The sequence below is a fragment of the Fontisphaera persica genome, from assembly GCF_024832785.1.
Lineage (GTDB): Bacteria > Verrucomicrobiota > Verrucomicrobiia > Limisphaerales > Fontisphaeraceae > Fontisphaera > Fontisphaera persica.
Map to the genome: position 1 here is coordinate 2,778,235 of NZ_CP116615.1, position 16,653 is coordinate 2,794,887.

Below are 16,653 nucleotides of genomic sequence, written 5' to 3' on the forward strand. Positions count from 1 at the left end.
TGACATCGGCACGCCGTGCGCTAACTTGCGCAATGCAGAAGAATGCTCCTGACCACGGCACGATGATATATTTAGGAGGCGCCCTCCTGGCGCTGGCCGTCCTCAGCACTTCCCTCGTCGCGGCGGACCCCGCGCTGAAAGTGGGCGCCAGGGCGCCCGAGTTCACCGGCCACGATGCTCAGGGCAAGGAATGGAAACTCAGTGAACATCTGCGCCGGGGGGCGGTGCTGCTGTATTTTTATCCCAAGGACAACACCCCCGGTTGCACACGGCAGGCCTGTGGGTTGCGGGACCGCATGGGTGATTTGCAAAAGGCGGGGGTCACCGTGGTGGGCATCAGTTTTGATTCGGCGGAGAGTCATCAAAAATTCATCGCGGAACATCAGCTCAACTTCACCCTGCTGGCTGACCCCGCAGGGAAAATCGCCGACCTTTACGGCGCCCGCATTCCGGGCCAGAACATGGCGCGGCGGGTGAGTTTTTTAATTGGCCCAGACGGCGTCATCCGCCATCTCACCGATACGCCCAAAGCCGAAACGCATCTGGAGGAAATGACCGCCGCCGTGCGGGCCCTGAAAAAATGAAAAGCGGGGCCTTGCGCCTGACGGCATTGCTCCTATATTGCGAGGGAGAGAAGTTAAACAGAAATTAAACAAACGAAAACGACCTATGGCCTATCAATACCCCAACAAACAGGAAATGCTGCTTGCCAAAGTCAAAGGCAAAACCGGCAAAATTTCCGACAAAACGCATGAGGAACACCTCAAGCTCTACACGGGCTACGTCAACAAGACCAATGCCATTCTCAAGGAGCTGGAGGTGCTGGCGGCCACGTTGGACCCGGCCAATCCGGCGCATGCCAACCAGATTTACAGCGAAATCCGCTCCCGCAAGGTGGACCTGACCTTCGCCCTGGGTGGCGTGATTAATCACGAGATTTATTTCATGAATCTTGGTGGCAAAGGCGGCGCGCCCACCGGCAAGGTGGCCGAGCTTATCCAGCAAAGCTTTGGCAGCTTTGACGCCTTCAAGAAGGACCTGAAGGCCACCGGCATCGCGGCCCGCGGCTGGGTGTGGACCGGCTACGACCCGAAGACCGGCCTGCTGTTCAACTATATCGGCGACGCGCAGAACACCTTCCCCGTCTGGGGCGTCAAACCCATCCTCGCCCTCGACGTGTACGAGCACGCCTACTATGCCGACTTCTACACCGCTCGCGCGGCGTACATTGACGAGTTCATGAACTACATTGACTGGGACAACGTCAACGCCAACCTCGGCCTGTAAGCTAGAGCAAACCTTGTCGGATGACACGCGCCCGCCCTGGTGGCGGGCGTTTTTTTTACTTACGGGGGCATCTTTCCCGGCCATTCACTTTACACCAGAGAGGACGAGCGGGGGGGAGGCGACGGCTGCAGCCGCCCCCAGGTTTTTGTGGCGCTGAGCCATAAAAAAAAGGCCGCCCGGGCAGGGCGGCCTTTGTCTTTTGAAGCAGCTCCGGGGCTTAAATGGCGTTGGCCACCAAATCGCCCACTTCGGTGGTGCTGTAACCCATGCGGCCGGCTGCCAGGCTCTTGAGTTTTTCGCGCACCACTTTGATGACCGCCGCCTCGATGGCTGCCGCGGCTTTGGTCTCGCCCAGGAAATCCAGCATCATCTGGCCGGCGCAAATGGCCGCCAGGGGGTTGATGACGTTCATGCCGGTGTATTTGGGCGCGCTGCCGCCAATCGGCTCAAACATGCTGGTGCCCTGTGGATTGATGTTACCGCCGGCGGCGATGCCCATGCCGCCCTGAATCATGGCGCCCAGGTCGGTGATGATGTCACCAAACATGTTGTCGGTGACAATCACATCAAACCACTCCGGGTTCTTCACAAACCACATGGTGGTGGCGTCCACATGCGTGTAATCGCGCTTGACCTTCGGGTAGTCCTTGCCCAGCTCAATGAAGGCCCGTTCCCACAAATCAAACGCATAAGTGAGCACGTTGGTCTTGCCGCACAGGGTGAGCTGCGCCGTCTTGCCCTCCTTCACCTCCTCGGGCTTGAGGCCGCGCCACGGCTGGCCGCCCCGGCGTTTCATGGCCAGCTCATAAGCGAACCGCAGGCAGCGCTCCACGCCCCGGCGGGTGTTGATGCTCTCCTGCACCGCAATTTCGTTGGGCGTGCCCTTGAACACAAACCCGCCCGCGCCGGTGTACAACCCCTCGTTGTTCTCGCGCACCACCACAAAATCAATGTCCTCCGGCTTCTTGTCCTTGAGCGGGCAAAACCGCTCGTCGTAGAGCTTCACCGGGCGCAGGTTGATGTACTGCTCCAGCTCAAACCGTGTGCGCAGCAATATGCCCTTTTCCAAAATTCCCGGCTTTACGCCCGGGTGGCCAATGGCTCCCAGCAGGATGGCGGGAAACTGGCGCAGCTCGGCCAGGACGCTGTCCGGCAGGACTTCGCCGGTCTTGAGGTACCGCTCGCCGCCGATGTCGTAATACGTGTAATTCAACTTCAAGTTGAACTTGGGCGCGGCGGCATCCAGAACTTTAATGGCCTCACGCACGACTTCCGGGCCGGTGCCATCACCACCGATGACTGCGATATTATAACTCTTTAGACTCATAAAAATTTTGGTTTGCCGTTATCCCCGGCAGGGAAGCCACATGGTAGGCGAACTCCTGTTCTTGGCAAACGCTATTTTGCCCAGCCTTAAACAAAAATTGTCAACCCGCCCCCCGCCACGCACAGCCGCGCTTCAACCTTTCTCGATGCAGGCGTAGGCGTTGTGGTTATGGATGCTTTCGTAGTTTTCCGCCTCCACCTTGTACCAGGTGATTTCCTTGCGCGCGTTCAAGCGCACCACCACATTGCGCACGAGGTCCTCCACAAAGACGGGGTTTTCGTAGGCCCGCTCCGTCACCGCCTTTTCATCCTGCCGCTTGAGCAGGGCGAATAATTCGGAGCTGGCCGATTGTTCGACCATCTCGATGACATCCTCAATCCAGACGGTGGCGGTGGAGCGCAACGCCACGGTGACCAGTCCGCGCTGGTTGTGGGCGCCATACTGGCTGATGGCCTTGGAGCAGGGGCACAAGGTGGTCACCGGCACTTTGACCGTCAGCACAAAATCAATGTCCTTCCCGCAGGCGGCCGCATCAAACCGCGCCGTGTAATCCATGACGCCCGGCAGGCCGGAAACGGGGGCGCGCTTGACCATGAAATACGGAAACTCCATTTCCAGATGGGCCGTTTCGGCATGCAGGCGCTTTTGCATCGCGTAAAGAATGTCCGGGATGTTCTCCACATGCACCACGCTGCCATGGGCGTTGAGCACTTCAATGAAACGGCTCATGTGGGTGCCCTTGAATTCCTTGGGCAGGTCCACAAACATGCCAATGGTGGCGATGGTGTTTTGCAGGGTCCGGGCCTTGTCCAGCACCTGCACGGGAAAGCGCAGACCGCGCACGCCCACCTTGTCAATTCGCAACTGCCGGTGGTCGCGCTCGCTCTGCTTGTCGTGCATGGGCTGCCGGGCTTTCATCTCGAATCCCGCTCCCGCGGGCGCCGCCAAACTGTCCATCAACTGAATCATGGGCAAAGATAGTCACCCGCGCCCTTTTTGCAAACGTATAGAATGGCTTGTCCTGCCAACGTCACCCGAAAGTCACAAACCAAGCGTGGTGGGTGGGCGCGCCTAGTTGTGCACCAGCGAAGCCCGCACCACCCGCTCCCGAATCAACGCCACAAAGACCCTGGCCCCGGTGTAAAACCAGCCCAAATGGCTCCGGCATCGGCCGCAGAGGCAGTAGGACCAGGCGCAGCCGGGAAACCAGGTGTGCTCGAGAGTGGGCACGCCCACGTTCAGACAGCCGCTGACCTGGCCAAACAAGAGAATGCAAAACCTGATGCCCGCAGGGTTGACAAAGGTGTGTTCCGCCGCGCCATGCACCTGAATCCGTTCCCGCTCACTGGCCACCGGTTGATGACAGGCCACACACAGCCATTGCTCCTGGCCCTCCCCGGACTGGAAGGATGTCTGGGGGTCCACCCGTGGGATGAGTACCTCTGCCGTGCCCAGGATGTTCTCGTTTTCGGACATGGCACTGATGTGCGTAGTCGCAAGCTGCTTCCTCAATTTAACCTTCCGCGCCTCTTTTGCAATGGCGGCCTGCGCCCCGGCACTCGGTGTTTACCGCCCGGGCAGCGCGCCCAAGGGCCATGCCATGGGAGCCGGCGCGAACGCCGGAGGCTGCGGCAAAAGGTCTGCTTGGCAAAGGCTGCCTGCCCCCTTACCATGCCCGGGCATGACTGCAACGGAAGCTTTGCAAGTTTTTCGGGAAACCGGCGCGCTGCTGGAGGGACATTTTATTTTGCGCAGTGGCCTGCGGAGCCGCCAATACTTTCAATGCGCGCTGGCCCTGCAACACATGCCCACGGTCGAGCGCTTTGGCGCCGCCCTGGCCGCGAAGGTCCGCCATCTGGCGCCCGCCACGGTCATCGCCCCTGCCATGGGCGGTCTGGTCATTGGCCAGGAAGTCGCCCGCCAACTGCGCTGCCGTTTCATCTTTGCCGAGAAAGAGGAGGGCAAGCTGGTATTGCGTCGTGGCTTTACTATCCAGCCGGGCGAACGCCTGCTGGTGGTGGAGGACGTCGTAACCAAGGGCGGGCGGGTGCAGGAGACGCTGGACATCGTGCGGCAGCACGGGGGGGTGCCGCTGGCGGTGGCTGTGCTGGTGGACCGCTCCAATGGCACGGTGGACTTTGGCCTTCCCTTTTTCAGTCTCATTCAGATGCACGTGGAGACGTTTGCGCCCGACCAACTGCCGCCGGACCTCGCCGCCATTCCGCCGGTAAAACCGGGCAGCAAATAGCGCGCGCCGGAAGTGGTTTTGTGTGACGCCCGCCGACCCCATCAAATTACTGCGCGAGCTGGTGGCGCTGCCCAGCGTCAACCCCGCGCTTGTCCCTCCCGGCACGGCTGGCACAGGCGAAGGGTTGATGGTTGATTTTTTGACCGCCGTGGCGGCCCAGGGCGGCCTGGAGGTGGAGCGGCAGGAAGTGGCCCCCCACCGTTTTAATTTGTGGTTGCGCCTGGCGCCTCCCGGGGCGGTGCGCATGCGCATCTGGCTGGCCCCGCATCTTGACACGGTACCGCCCGCGGATGCCGCGCAACTTCAGCCCGTCGTCCACCAGGGGCGGTTGTACGGGCGGGGAGCCTGTGACACCAAAGGCTCGGTAGCCGCCATGCTGGCCGCGCTTCTCCAACTGGCCCGCCATGGCCCGCGGCCCGCAGGCGTGGAAATCACCCTGCTGGCGCTGGTGGATGAGGAGCATCACCAGCTTGGCTCGCGCGCGGTTGCCGCCAGTGGACGCCGGGCCGATTTGGCGATTGTGGGTGAACCCACCGGCTGCCGCGTGGTTACGGCGCACAAAGGCAACACGTGGATTCAACTCGCCACCCGGGGCCGCGCCGCGCATGGGTCCACGCCTGAAAAAGGACGCAATGCCGTTGAGGCGATGAGCCGGGTCATTCAAATCCTGAGCACCACGGGCAGGGCCGCGTTGCAACGGCGAAAACATCCGTTGCTGGGCTGCCCCACCTTGAGTGTGGGACGCATTGAAGGCGGCTCCCAGCCCAACATTGTGCCAGATGCCTGCACGCTGACCTTGGACCGCCGTTTGCTGCCGGGGGAAAGCACCGCCAGTGCCGTCCGTGAAATCCAGCGCTGGCTGCGCGAGGCGGGGATGCGCGGGGTGACGGTGACGAATCTCAAACCCGTTTCCTGCCCCGCCCTGGCCACACCGGCGGATTTGCCGCTGGTTCGGGACCTCATGCGGGCGGCCCGCTGCCCCCGCCCCCTGGGCGCGCCATTCTTTTGCGATGCCGCGATATTGGCCGGCGCCGGCACCCCTTCGGTGGTCTTTGGCCCCGGTGACGTTGCGCAAGCGCATACCGCCGACGAATACGTGAGCCTGGCCCAGGTGCAACAAGCCACGGACATCTTGCGCCATTTTCTGGAGCAGCTCGAGGCATGACCACGGTTCCATCCACCCCCAAAGAAGGGCGCGCGCGCTTTTTCCGGCAGAGCGGCTGGATGGTCAGTGCCACGCTTCTGGGCGGCGTGTGCATGTTTGCCGTGCACGTCATCTACCCCATCCTCGGCCCGCGGGAGTATGGCCTGTTCACCACGTTGCTGGCCATGCTCAACGTGCTGACCATTCCGGCGCTGGGCCTGCAAACCACTTTCGCCCACCAGACCGCGGCAGCCATCACGCCGGAAGACGAAGCGCGGCTGGCGGGCACGGTGCGGGCGGTGCTGGGATGGGCCTTGGTGGCATGGCTGGTTTTTGTGGGGGTGGTGCTGGCTTTTCAAGGGTGGATTCAAAGCACCTGGGCCATTCATCAACCGCTGGCCCTGTGGATTGTCGTGCTGTTCACGCTTTGCCTGCTGTGGCAGCCGGTGCTTTTCGGCGTATTGCAAGGCCGCCAGAATTTCTTCTGGCTCGGCTGGGCCTTGATTACCAATGGCGCCGGGCGCCTGGTAACGGCCTTGTCACTCGTCTTTCTGGCAATCTGGCTCAGCCCGCCCCCCACTGCCACAGCCGCGCTGCTGGGGGCCTTGATTGGCATTGCGGCGTCGGTGGTGCTGGCCGGCTGGCGCACCCGCGAAGTGTGGGGGCGCAAGGAACACCTGCCGTTTGTCTGGGGCCCCTGGCTGCGCGTGGTCATTCCGCTCACCCTGGGGTTGGGAGCGTTTCAATTTCTGTTCAGCGTGGATGTGTTGCTGGTGCGGACGTTTTATCTGGAGGATCAAACCGGCAATTACAACGCCGCCGGCACCATCGGGCGCGGCCTGGTCATGTTCACCGCGCCGCTGGCGGTGGTTATGTTCCCCAAAGTGGTGCGCAGTCACGCCCTGGGCAAACGCAGCCAGGTCATGCTGGTCACGCTGGCTTCGGTGGCGGCCCTGGGCGTCCTGGCGGCCGCCGGTTGCACGCTGATGGCGTGGGGGATGCGCTACGTGGTGGAGCATCCGGAGTTCCACCCTGCCTGGCTGCCGGCGGGTGTGCTCAAGGCCCTGCGCGGAAGCGCCGTCAGTGTCCAAGTCCTGTCCAGTTTGATTCCCTGGTTTGTCTGGTGCATGTTGCCGTTGGCGCTGGGCAATGTGCTGCTTAACAATCTGCTGGCCCGAAAAAAGTATGGCGTGGTCCCGTGGCTCCTGTTGCTCATCACCGCCTACTTCACCACGCTGGCCGCCGGCGCGCCGCCCCCCGCCACGGACGGCTCCTATCAACATTTCAAATGGGTCATCCAGATTTTGGGCCTGTACAGCCTGTTGTTTCTGGCGGCTTGTGCCTGGTTCACCTTTCGCACCCGGAACGGCGCTCAAGAATCTCTTCCCCCCGATCCGCTGGCCGGGGAAGCGATCTAAGTCCCCCCGCGTGATGAAGCTGCTGCAAGCACCCCCGCCTGCGGCCAAAGGTTGCATCCCTTTCCCATTTGATTATGCTTGGCCGCAGGCATTGTGCCCGGTGATATGCACCAACGACGAACGGCTGCCCTTCCGCCGCTGCAGCCATCGGCAGCGGCAGGGCCACTGATCGCCTGAGCCTTATGGCCCATTCCCGCCCCAAACCCACCTCGGCCAAGCCCCGCCCGCGCGGGCAAGCCCGGAAAACCCGGAGCATCCGCGCCGCCCAAAAAGCCGAGGCGGGGCCGAAAGCCATCCTGCATCAACTGGCGGTGGTGGTGCAGCACTCGGATGATGCCATCTTCAGTCTGCGCCGCGATGGCGTCATCAACAGTTGGAATCCCGCCGCCGAGCGCATCTTTGGCCGCACCGCCGCCCAGGTCATGGGGCAGTCCTTCCATGTTTTGTTTCCGCCGGAACGCCGTCACGAATGCGATGGCATCTTGGAACGCCTCCGCCGGGGGGAGCACTTAAGCCGGTATGAACTGATGCTGCCCCGCCCGCCCGGCCCGCCGGTGCATGTAGCCCTCACCCTGTCGCCCATTCGCACCCGGCCCGGGACCCCGGTGCGCGGCGCGGCCATCATAGCGCGCGATAATTCCGAGCAAAAACGGGCCGAGGAAAAACTGCGGCAGTCCGAGGCCTTTTACCACAGCCTGGTGGAAAATCTGCCGCAATACATTTTTCGCAAGGAACTGGACCTGCGTTTTTCCTTTGCCAACCGGCGGTTCTGCCAGCTCCTGGGCCGCTCGCTGGAGGAAGTGACGGGGCGCACGGATTACGATTTCTTTCCGCCCGAGCTGGCCGCCAAATACCAGGAGGACGACCGGCGGGTGATCCAGACAGGCGAGGCGTTCGAGACAGTGGAAATCAACCAGCCCCCCGGTGGCCGCAAAATTTACGTGCACGTTTGCAAAACGCCCATCCGGGACGCCGCGGGCAAAATCATCGGCGTGCAGGGGATTTTCTGGGACATCACCGCCAGCCGCGAAGCCGAGGAGGCTCTGCGCCAGAGCGAGGAGCGTTACCGCACGCTGTTGAACAGCGTCACGGATTACATTTACACGGTGGAGTTTCGCGACGGCAAACCCTTCGCCACCCGGCACGGCCCCGGTTGCCTTGCCGTCACGGGGTACTCGCCCGAGGATTACGCGGAAGCCCCCTATCTCTGGTACCTGATGATTCACCCCGAGGACCGGGAAAAAGTGGTGAGGATGCTGGATCAAATCCGCGCCGGCCACACCGAGCCGCTGGAGCATCGCATCATTCACCGCGACGGCTCGGTGCGCTGGGTGCGCAACACGCAGGTGCCCCGGCGCAACGAAAAGGGCGAAGTGGTGGCGTACGACGGGCTGATTTCGGACATCACCGAGCGGAAGGAAGCCGAGGAAAAACTGCGCCAGGCCAATCTCGAACTCTCCACCAGCCGCGACCAGTTGATGAAGGCCTTGCAGGACCTCAACAAATCCCACGAGGAGCTCAAAGCCGCCCAAATGTTGCTCATCCGCGCCGAAAAAATGGAGACGGTGGGCCGGCTGGCGGCCGGCCTGGCGCATGAAGTCAAGAATCCGCTGGCCATTCTGCTCTCCGGCATCGAGTATCTGGATGGCACGGCGGCGGCCAAATTGGAAGACGTCAAGATGGTGCTCGAGGACATGCGCGTGGCACTGACCCGCGCCGATGGAGTCATCCGGAGCCTGCTGGATTTTGCCGCTTCGCAGGAGCTGGGCGTCAAACCGGAGAATCTGAACACGGTCATCGAACAGCCGCTGGCCCTCATGCGGCATGACTTTTCCAAGGCCGGCGTGCAAGTCGTCAAACGCCTGGCGCCGGACCTGCCGCTGGTGCCCATGGACCGCAATAAAATCGAGCAGGTGCTCGTCAATTTATTTATGAATGCGCTGCAAGCCATGCCCGAAGGCGGCGTGCTGACGGTCACCACCCGTTCCCGCACCCTGGGTCTGCGGGAGGGCACCACCGCCAATGTCCGGGGCGGGGAACGCTTCCACCCCGGCAACCAGGTGGTGGAGGTGGAAATCGAGGACACGGGCATCGGCATTCCCGCGGAAATGATGGCGCGGCTCTATGAACCGTTTTTCACCACCAAGCCCGCCGGCAAAGGCACCGGCCTGGGCCTGGCGGTTTCCAAGAAAATCCTTGAAATGCATGGCGCTGACATCCACATTTCCAATCGTGTGGAAGGCGGCGTGCAGGTGGTCATCACCTTCAAAATATGACCCTCCACGCGGGCGGCCTGTATGGAAAAGAAACGCATACTCATCATTGACGACGAACCGACCTTCACCCGGATGGTGCGCCTCAACCTCGAAAAAACCGGCAAATACGAGGTGCGCGAGGAAAACCGAGGACGGCGCGGGGCCGCGGCAGCGCGTGAATTCAAGCCGCATCTCATTTTTCTGGATGTCATCATGCCCGACGCCGACGGCGGCGAAGTGGCGGCGCACATCCAGGCCGACAACCGCCTGAAAAACGTGCCCATTGTCTTTCTCACCGCCACCGTCTCGAAGCGGGAAGTGGGCGACACCGGCGGCACGCGCGGCGGCCTTTTCTTTCTGGCCAAACCCGTAACCCTGGAGCAACTGGAAGCCTGCATCGCCAAACATCTTCCGGACCTCCCCGCCGCGCCGGAAAGCCCGGCGGATGCCGCCCCGCCACCCCCGCCCCCCGCGCCACCCCCTGGCGGAGGATGTGCTCCGGGCACCCAGGCCTAAACTTCTTGGGAGCATCCCTTTCCATGAAACGCCTTCTCCCGCCGGCTCTGCGTCGCGCTATGCGGGCGGGCTTGCAGCGGCTGGGTTATGACCTGGTCAATCAGCGGGAATGGGGGCGAGATTCTCTGATGGATGTGGCCAACCTTTTCGGCCCAAGCCCTCCCAAAGTCATTTTTGATGTGGGTGCCAATGTGGGGCAATTTTTGGGGCGGGTTTTGCAGCATTTCCCGTCCGCGCATTGCCATGCGTTTGAACCTTTTCCGCAGGCTTTCGCCACCTTGCAACAATTTGCCGCACCGTATCCCAACGTCACGGCCCATTGTCTGGCGCTGGGAGACGAAGACGGAAACAAAGAATTGCATGTCAATGAAGCGAACGTGACCAATTCGCTACTGGCTACGGATGCCGCAGCCTCCCATTACTCTCCTCCGGGTTGGCAGGAAACGCGCGGCGTGCTCCCCGTCCCCGTCCGTCGCCTTGAAACCTTCTGCCGCGAACACAAGGTGGACCGCATAGATTTGTTGAAAGTGGATGCGCAGGGTTATGACCTGCGGATTTTGCAGGGGGCGGGCGCGCTGCTGGAGCAACACCGTATTCGCTGCCTGCTGTTGGAGGTGTTGTTTGTGCCGCTCTACGAGGGACAGGCTTATTTTCATGAGATTTACGATTTTCTCTGGCAGCGGCATTACCACCTGGTGGGCCTTTATGAAATCAACCGGGCCCCGGACGGCTCGGCCAAATGGGCCGATGCCCTCTTTGTCAGCCATCGCCCGCCATCCTCGCCCTAAACCACCGCTGCCAGCGCATGGACTCCTCTTCCCAACTTACCGTGGCTTACGTGGCCGGTTGCGCGCCGGACGATGTGCGCCATTGGTCAGGCACGGCTCATTACATCGGCAAGTCACTCCAAAAAGCCGGACTGAACGTGCGGCATTTGGGGCCTTTTCGCGCCCCGGGCCATTGGTGGCGGCATTGCAAGTATCATTTCTACCGCCATTTCCTGGGCCAAACGTACCTGGCGCTTTATGACTTGAAACGGGCCAGGGCCTTGGGACGGGCTGTCTCTGCCGCCGTAGCCCAAACGCAGGCGCAGGTGGTGCTAGGCTCCTTTGGCGACCACCTGGCCTATTTGGACACCCACCTGCCGCTGGTGGTGTGGACTGATGGCACTTTCATCCGCCTGCGGGGTTTTTATCCGGATTACCAAAATCTCTGCGCCGCCACCCTCCGGGCCGGCGAATGGATTGACCGTACCGTCTTCCAACGCTGCCGCCTGGCCGTCTTTTCCTCGGACTGGGCGGCGGAGAGCGCGCTGCGGCATTACCACTTGAACCCCGAAAGGGTGCATGTGATTCCCTTCGGCGCCAACCTCGAATGCTCCCGGACGCTGGCCGACATCGAGGAACTCATCGCCGCCCGCCCGGAGTCCCCCTGCCGCCTGCTTTTTGTGGGGCGCATCTGGGAGCGGAAAGGTGGCGACCTGGCCATGGCCGTGGCCAGCCGCTTGAATGCCATGGGCCTGCCCACCGAGTTGACGCTGGTGGGCAGCCGCCCGCCTCAGGCGCATGACTTGCCACCGTACATCAAGGAAGCGGGATTCCTGGATAAAAGCACAGCGGAAGGGCGGGCCAGATTGGAGCGGCTGTTTGGGGAATCGCATTTCCTGCTGCTGCCCACGCGCGCCGAGGCCTACGGCATCGTGTTTTGTGAGGCGGCCTCCTTTGGCCTGCCGAGCATGGCCACCGCGGTGGGCGGCGTGCCCTCAATCATCCGGGAGGGATTAAACGGCCACACCTTTCCGCCCAGCGCCGGGCCGGACGAGTATGCTGGTCAAATTGAGCGCCTGATGCGCCGTTACCACGAGTATCGCAGGCTGGCGCGCAATTCGTTTCTGGAGTACCAGCGCCGGCTCAATTGGCCCACCGCCGCGCAACGCATGCGCGCCTTGCTGGAAAAAATCACCGGGCAGGGTTAAGGCGGGGAAGCGGCTTACCAATCCCCATCGGTCAACAGGGCGGTGATGCGCCGCGCCAAATCCTGGGCCAGCAGCGGTGTGGCCTGGCGCTCGGTGCTGTTCAAATCCGTGCCCACCCGCACCGTCGTGGTGCCGGTGACTTCGCGGTCCAGCAAAACCTTGCCGGAGGACCGCTCCACGGCCTTGACGCGTGCCGTGAGGGACAGGAAATAATCTTGCACGCTGACCAGGTCATGAGGTTGATAACTCAACGGCGAGCGGGAAAAGCGGGTGACGGCGCCGGTCACCACGATGTCAGCATCCCCATCAGAATTCAAACGGAAGGTGCCGTCCTGCTGCAGGCTTTTGCGCAAGGCATGCGTCACCGGCTCGCCCAGGCGCGGCTCCATGGTCTGGTTTTGGAAGGGTTTGACAAAGATGCTGCGCTCCCCGGCCGCCAAGCCGTTGCTGGGGCCCAGGCGATAGCCCGCGCAACCGGCCAGGCAGCCGATTACCAGACCCCACCACAAAGCCCGGGCAAGGCAGGAAAGTCCCCTCATAATTCGCCGTCACTTGGCGCTGGCGGCCGGTTTGTCGGCGGGAGCGCTTTCCTGGCGCGGCCCCAGCAGTTTGTTCAAGACCTCGAGCCGTTTGCGCGCGGTCTCGGCGTAGGGCGAGTTGGGGTCCATGGCCAGGCATTCGTTGTAGTAGATGCGCGCCCCCTCGTAACGTTTGCGTTTGTCGTAGAATTTGGCGACCTGAAAACTTCCCCGGGCCTGCTCGGTGCGAAGCAGCTCGATGTTTTTTCGGGCCTCCGGCACGCGGGGGTCCTCCGGAAATAGCGTGATGAAATCGGTGAAGGTGGCGACCGCCATGTTGGCAGCGTTCTGGTCGTACTCCGCCGTCTGCGACTGCCGCATGTAGGCGAGCCCCTGTTTGAAGGTGGCGTCCGCCGCGATTTCCTTGCGGTCATAGTACCGGTCGGCGGCGCGCTCGTAGGCCTTGGCGGCGCTGAAATTATCCGGCGCCTTCTTGAACAGGCCCCGTTTGTTTTCATGCGCCTGCCCGATTTTCATCTGCGCCTGGGCGGAGATGTCGGTGTAGGGACCGTTTTGGATGATTTTCTCGTACATGTCGGCGGTTTTGTCCATGGAACGGTACAAGGGCACCAGGCCCAGCACGCGGAACCACTTGCCTGCCAGGTAGCTATTGGCAATTTCAAACTGCCGCTGCATGACCTCCTCGTACTTTTCGTACTTGGGATATTTCTCGAGCAGTTTCTGGTATTCCCGGAAGGCCTTTTCGCCATTGCCCCGGGCCTCGTAGCAGCGCGCCACGTAATACTGGGCCTCCGGCGCGTAATCCGACAACGGCCACTGGGCCACGGTGCGCCGGGCGGCGCGCAGGGCCAGGCTGTAATCTTTTTTCTCGAAGGCCTGTTTGGCCACCTCCAGTTGGTCCTTGGCGCGGCCTTTGACCCATTCGCCCTTGGAGCCAACCGGCTCGTAATACCAGCCCTCGCCCGGCCTGTACACCAGCGGGGCAGGCGATTCAAAGGTGAAGGCCATCAGGGCCGCCGCCACCAGCAACCACCGTATCGTCCAGCGATTCATGAACCGCAACCGTACTGTCAGCGGGCGGGCAAGTCAAGACGGGGCACGGGCGCCGGCTGGCCGGCTGGCCGGCGGTCTGCCGCGGCGATGGCGGCGGCATACCACAGCGCCACCTCCTCGCTGCACGTCACGCAGTACTCCAAATCCCGCAACAACCCATCCTCCAGCGCATAGACCCAGGCATGCACCGACAGGTTTTGCCCGCGTCCCCAGGCATCCTGGACCACGGGCGACTGGCTGACGTGCAGGGCCTGTTCCAATACATTCAGCTCACACAAACGCAACACTTTCGCCGCTTCATCCGGCAACGCCGCCAGCCGTTCCCGGTGGCGCTCGGCCACCTCCCGCACATGCCGCAACCAGTGGTCCACCAATCCCAGGCGGTCCCCGCGCCAGGCCGCCTGCACGCCGCCGCAACCGTAATGGCCGCACACGATGATGTGCTCCACTTGCAACACCTCCACCGCAAATTGCATGACCGCCAGGCTGTTGAGGTCGCTATGAACCACCACGTTGGCAATGTTGCGGTGCACGAACATCTCGCCCGGCAACAGGCCGGTAATCTCATTGGCCGGGACGCGGCTGTCCGCGCACCCAATCCACAGGAATTTGGGGCGTTGTTGCTGCGCCAGGGTGGCGAAAAAACCGGGTTGCCGCGCCTCCATCTGCCGGGCCCAATTCTGGTTGTTGGCAAGCAACGTCTTGAGTGTGCGCATGGTCCCCCACCTTAGCCATGCCCCCTGCGAACAGCAAACTTTTATGTCACCAGCAGAGCCTTGGAGGGTGTGGTGCGCCGCCAATTTCGGCCAGAATCTCCCGCAGGGCCTGCATGGTTTTGCGGATGTGTGTTTCAGCAATTATCAGCGGCGGGGTGAAGCTGATGACCTCGCCCTGCTCGCCTTCCGGCAGGACGAGGAAACCTTTGCGCAATAGTTGCTGCACCACCTGCAACGCTTCCGCGCCGGCCGGCCGCCCGCTCCGGCGCAACGCCAGCCCCAGCATCAATCCCCGGCCCCGTGCTTCCATCTCCAGCTCGCCGCAGCGCGGTCCCAGTGATTGGAGCGCATCCAGAAACCGCGCCCCCGCCCGCGCACTGTTTTGCACCAGTTTTTTTTCGGTAATCTCCTGAATCTGCGCCAAAGCCATGGCGCATCCCACCGGGTTGCCCAGGAAGGTGCTGGTGTGGATGGCCTCGCCCTGGCTGGGCGGCCAGGCACGGTCCATGAAATCGGCCCGGCCCACACAAGCGGAAAGAGGGAATCCGCCCGTCAAGGCTTTTCCCAGGCAGATAAGGTCAGGAATCACTCCTTCATGCTCGCAGGCAAACCACATCCCTGTGCGCCCAAAGCCGGTGTAAATCTCGTCCGTAATCAACCAGGCGCCGCAAGCATCGCACAACCGCCGCAAGCCCGGTAAAAATTCCGGCGGCGGCACCCGGATGCCGCCCCGCGCCTGCACCGGCTCCACCAGCACCGCCCCGCAATGGCCCGTTTTGAGCTGAGCTTCCACCGCGGCGAGCACGGCGGGCACTTCTTCCGCATGGACGGGAAAGGGCACAAACTGCCCAAACTGTCCCAATTGCGAGAGAAACGGCTGCCGGAAAAACGGGCGATGGGTGGCATTCAACGCGCCATAGCCCAGCCCATGATACCCTCCTTCAAAGGCCACAATCCCGCGCCGGCCGGTGCCCAGGTGGGCCGTTTTCAAAGCTGCTTCCACCGCTTCAAACCCGGAGTTGCAAAAAATGATCTTGCCCCGGCCGGCGGGCGTGTTGGCCCGGGCTGTACCGCGGGTCCATCGCTCGAAAGTCAAGCGGCTCAAGGCGCGGGCCAGTTCGGCTTTGCGGGCATGAGGATGCACATCGCCCATGGCATGGGGCAGGCGGGCCATTTGTTGCCGGGCCGCACGAATGACCCGCGGGTTGGCATGACCCGCCGCCGCCACCCCAAAGGCGGCGGTGAGGTCCAGGTACTTTCGCCCTTCCGCATCCCAAACGTGCAGGCCGCGCGCGCACTCCCAGACGATGGGCCAGGAACCATCCGGCGCCATGAAGGTGACGTTGCGCGATTCATAGCGGCGCAGCAGCTCCAGCACCCGGCGCGTGGTACGCCCTGAAATATGTGCATGATGCGGCATGTTAGCTCAAACGCCCCGCTGGTCTGGTGCCCAGATGATTTTATGCAGTTGGGTTTGAAAACGCACCGGCAGACCATCCGCGAGGATGCGCTCTGCCAATTCCTGGCGGCTGATGGGTTCATGGCCCGCAGGCACCGGCTTCAGCGAGGCGTCCTGCTGCGCCTCGGTCAACGGCGCAGCCCAGGAAAACAGGATGGGACATAGTTCTGCCAGGCGGCGCTGCAAGACCTGCTCCCGCGCCCACTCGTAATCCTGGCGGGAGGCAATGACGAACTTCAATTCGTCGGTGGCCTTCAAGCAGGCCAGATTGTCCCAACGATTGCGCGCGGCCTCGCCGCTGGCCGGGCATTTGATGTCCACAATGCGCCGCACCCGCGGGTCCACGGTGGAAATGTCCAGCGAGCCGCTGGTCTCCAACAAGGTCACCCAGCCCGCATCACAGAGACTCGTCATCAGCGGCAGGCAGTTGGGCTGCAACAGCGGCTCGCCGCCGGTCACCTCCACCAGCGGCAGCGGCAGGCTGCGGCTCCGGCCCTGCCACGGCACCGCCAGCTCCCGCACCCGTTGGATTATCGCGGGCAGCTCCCAGCGGCGGCCCTCGGTGAAGGCGTAGGCGGTATCGCAATAAGAACACCGCAGATTGCAGGCGGTCAGGCGAATAAAAACACACGGCAGACCGGCGAAAGTGCTTTCGCCCTGCACGCTCAGAAATATTTCATTGACCACCAGCGATGCCATCGCCATGCCCGCATGAT

At 62.4% G+C, this 16,653-nt stretch carries 17 protein-coding genes; 9 read left to right on the plus strand and 8 right to left on the minus strand.

The features are described 5' to 3' along the window. Nucleotides 1-32: 32 nt before the first annotated feature. Both NXS98_RS10325 and NXS98_RS10330 read left to right on the plus strand, forming a co-directional pair. Nucleotides 33-584: a peroxiredoxin gene (locus NXS98_RS10325; protein ID WP_283844886.1), complete on the plus strand. Its 552-nt coding sequence runs from the start codon at nucleotides 33-35 to the stop codon at nucleotides 582-584. An 85-nt stretch (nucleotides 585-669) separates the two neighbouring features. After that, a complete protein-coding gene (locus NXS98_RS10330) occupies nucleotides 670-1,287 on the plus strand; it encodes a superoxide dismutase (protein WP_283844887.1) in 618 nt (205 codons plus the stop codon). 217 nt (nucleotides 1,288-1,504) lie between these two features. On the opposite strand, the gene NXS98_RS10335 is transcribed toward NXS98_RS10330, so the two are convergent. The 3 genes from NXS98_RS10335 to NXS98_RS10345 all read right to left on the minus strand — a co-directional run bounded on the left by NXS98_RS10335 (nucleotide 1,505) and on the right by NXS98_RS10345 (nucleotide 4,090). Continuing rightward, complete coding sequence (locus tag NXS98_RS10335) at nucleotides 1,505-2,614, minus strand: 3-isopropylmalate dehydrogenase (protein ID WP_283844888.1); 1,110 nt, start codon at nucleotides 2,612-2,614, stop codon at nucleotides 1,505-1,507. Between the two features lie 132 nt (nucleotides 2,615-2,746). After that, nucleotides 2,747-3,514, minus strand: coding sequence for a GTP cyclohydrolase FolE2 (gene folE2 / locus NXS98_RS10340; protein WP_425499955.1), 768 nt, complete (start codon nucleotides 3,512-3,514; stop codon nucleotides 2,747-2,749). 171 nt (nucleotides 3,515-3,685) lie between these two features. Continuing rightward, complete coding sequence (locus NXS98_RS10345; RefSeq protein ID WP_283844889.1) at nucleotides 3,686-4,090, minus strand: cereblon family protein; 405 nt, start codon at nucleotides 4,088-4,090, stop codon at nucleotides 3,686-3,688. 205 nt (nucleotides 4,091-4,295) lie between these two features. On the opposite strand from NXS98_RS10345, the gene pyrE reads away from it, so the two are divergent. The 7 genes from pyrE (at nucleotide 4,296) to NXS98_RS10380 (ending at nucleotide 12,170) form a co-directional block, all read left to right on the plus strand. Then, nucleotides 4,296-4,862 (plus strand): orotate phosphoribosyltransferase, encoded by a 567-nt coding sequence (gene pyrE / locus NXS98_RS10350; RefSeq protein ID WP_283844890.1) that lies wholly within the window; start codon nucleotides 4,296-4,298, stop codon nucleotides 4,860-4,862. Nucleotides 4,863-4,884: 22 nt separating this feature from the next. Then, nucleotides 4,885-6,027: a M20 family metallopeptidase gene (locus tag NXS98_RS10355; protein WP_283844891.1), complete on the plus strand. Its 1,143-nt coding sequence runs from the start codon at nucleotides 4,885-4,887 to the stop codon at nucleotides 6,025-6,027. Next, nucleotides 6,024-7,424 carry an MATE family efflux transporter gene (locus NXS98_RS10360; RefSeq protein WP_283844892.1) on the plus strand — a complete coding sequence of 467 codons (1,401 nt, stop codon included), beginning with the start codon at nucleotides 6,024-6,026 and terminating at the stop codon, nucleotides 7,422-7,424. Before NXS98_RS10355 ends, NXS98_RS10360 begins: the two co-directional genes overlap by 4 nt. 182 nt (nucleotides 7,425-7,606) lie before the next feature. After that, nucleotides 7,607-9,700, plus strand: coding sequence for a PAS domain S-box protein (locus NXS98_RS10365; protein ID WP_283844893.1), 2,094 nt, complete (start codon nucleotides 7,607-7,609; stop codon nucleotides 9,698-9,700). Between the two features lie 21 nt (nucleotides 9,701-9,721). Next, the gene (locus NXS98_RS10370) at nucleotides 9,722-10,195 is read left to right on the plus strand and encodes a response regulator (protein WP_283844894.1); all 474 of its coding nucleotides are present in this window, start codon (nucleotides 9,722-9,724) and stop codon (nucleotides 10,193-10,195) included. 23 nt (nucleotides 10,196-10,218) lie between these two features. Continuing rightward, nucleotides 10,219-10,983, plus strand: a complete 765-nt coding sequence (locus NXS98_RS10375; RefSeq protein WP_283844895.1) for an FkbM family methyltransferase — start codon at nucleotides 10,219-10,221, stop codon at nucleotides 10,981-10,983. Between the two features lie 17 nt (nucleotides 10,984-11,000). Then, on the plus strand, nucleotides 11,001-12,170 hold the full coding sequence (locus NXS98_RS10380) for a glycosyltransferase family 4 protein (protein WP_283844896.1): 1,170 nt from the start codon (nucleotides 11,001-11,003) through the stop codon (nucleotides 12,168-12,170). A gap of 14 nt (nucleotides 12,171-12,184) precedes the next feature. On the opposite strand, the gene lptE is transcribed toward NXS98_RS10380, so the two are convergent. The 5 genes from lptE to NXS98_RS10405 are packed head-to-tail and all read right to left on the minus strand — an operon-like array spanning nucleotide 12,185 to nucleotide 16,642. Further along, on the minus strand, nucleotides 12,185-12,709 hold the full coding sequence (gene lptE, locus NXS98_RS10385; protein WP_283844897.1) for an LPS assembly lipoprotein LptE: 525 nt from the start codon (nucleotides 12,707-12,709) through the stop codon (nucleotides 12,185-12,187). A gap of 9 nt (nucleotides 12,710-12,718) precedes the next feature. Continuing rightward, complete coding sequence (gene bamD, locus NXS98_RS10390) at nucleotides 12,719-13,762, minus strand: outer membrane protein assembly factor BamD (protein ID WP_283844898.1); 1,044 nt, start codon at nucleotides 13,760-13,762, stop codon at nucleotides 12,719-12,721. 17 nt (nucleotides 13,763-13,779) lie between these two features. Next, nucleotides 13,780-14,478 carry a carbonate dehydratase gene (gene can, locus NXS98_RS10395; RefSeq protein WP_283844899.1) on the minus strand — a complete coding sequence of 233 codons (699 nt, stop codon included), beginning with the start codon at nucleotides 14,476-14,478 and terminating at the stop codon, nucleotides 13,780-13,782. A 46-nt stretch (nucleotides 14,479-14,524) separates the two neighbouring features. Continuing rightward, on the minus strand, nucleotides 14,525-15,898 hold the full coding sequence (locus tag NXS98_RS10400) for an aspartate aminotransferase family protein (protein WP_283844900.1): 1,374 nt from the start codon (nucleotides 15,896-15,898) through the stop codon (nucleotides 14,525-14,527). Nucleotides 15,899-15,904: 6 nt separating this feature from the next. Beyond that, entirely contained in the window at nucleotides 15,905-16,642 is a 738-nt protein-coding gene (locus tag NXS98_RS10405) for a 7-carboxy-7-deazaguanine synthase QueE (protein ID WP_283844902.1), read from the minus strand. Nucleotides 16,643-16,653 lie beyond the last annotated feature (11 nt).

Bases quoted from the DNA above. Each gene is read 5' to 3' on its own strand.
- NXS98_RS10325 (WP_283844886.1), top strand. From the start codon at position 33: ATGCAGAAGAATGCTCCTGACCACGGCACGATGATATATTTAGGAGGC.
- NXS98_RS10330 (WP_283844887.1), top strand. From the start codon at position 670: ATGGCCTATCAATACCCCAACAAACAGGAAATGCTGCTTGCCAAAGTC.
- NXS98_RS10335 (WP_283844888.1), bottom strand. From the start codon at position 2,614: ATGAGTCTAAAGAGTTATAATATCGCAGTCATCGGTGGTGATGGCACC.
- folE2 (WP_425499955.1), bottom strand. From the start codon at position 3,514: ATGCACGACAAGCAGAGCGAGCGCGACCACCGGCAGTTGCGAATTGAC.
- NXS98_RS10345 (WP_283844889.1), bottom strand. From the start codon at position 4,090: ATGTCCGAAAACGAGAACATCCTGGGCACGGCAGAGGTACTCATCCCA.
- pyrE (WP_283844890.1), top strand. From the start codon at position 4,296: ATGACTGCAACGGAAGCTTTGCAAGTTTTTCGGGAAACCGGCGCGCTG.
- NXS98_RS10360 (WP_283844892.1), top strand. From the start codon at position 6,024: ATGACCACGGTTCCATCCACCCCCAAAGAAGGGCGCGCGCGCTTTTTC.
- NXS98_RS10365 (WP_283844893.1), top strand. From the start codon at position 7,607: ATGGCCCATTCCCGCCCCAAACCCACCTCGGCCAAGCCCCGCCCGCGC.
- NXS98_RS10370 (WP_283844894.1), top strand. From the start codon at position 9,722: ATGGAAAAGAAACGCATACTCATCATTGACGACGAACCGACCTTCACC.
- NXS98_RS10375 (WP_283844895.1), top strand. From the start codon at position 10,219: ATGAAACGCCTTCTCCCGCCGGCTCTGCGTCGCGCTATGCGGGCGGGC.
- NXS98_RS10380 (WP_283844896.1), top strand. From the start codon at position 11,001: ATGGACTCCTCTTCCCAACTTACCGTGGCTTACGTGGCCGGTTGCGCG.
- lptE (WP_283844897.1), bottom strand. From the start codon at position 12,709: ATGAGGGGACTTTCCTGCCTTGCCCGGGCTTTGTGGTGGGGTCTGGTA.
- bamD (WP_283844898.1), bottom strand. From the start codon at position 13,762: ATGAATCGCTGGACGATACGGTGGTTGCTGGTGGCGGCGGCCCTGATG.
- can (WP_283844899.1), bottom strand. From the start codon at position 14,478: ATGCGCACACTCAAGACGTTGCTTGCCAACAACCAGAATTGGGCCCGG.
- NXS98_RS10400 (WP_283844900.1), bottom strand. From the start codon at position 15,898: ATGCCGCATCATGCACATATTTCAGGGCGTACCACGCGCCGGGTGCTG.
- NXS98_RS10405 (WP_283844902.1), bottom strand. From the start codon at position 16,642: ATGGCGATGGCATCGCTGGTGGTCAATGAAATATTTCTGAGCGTGCAG.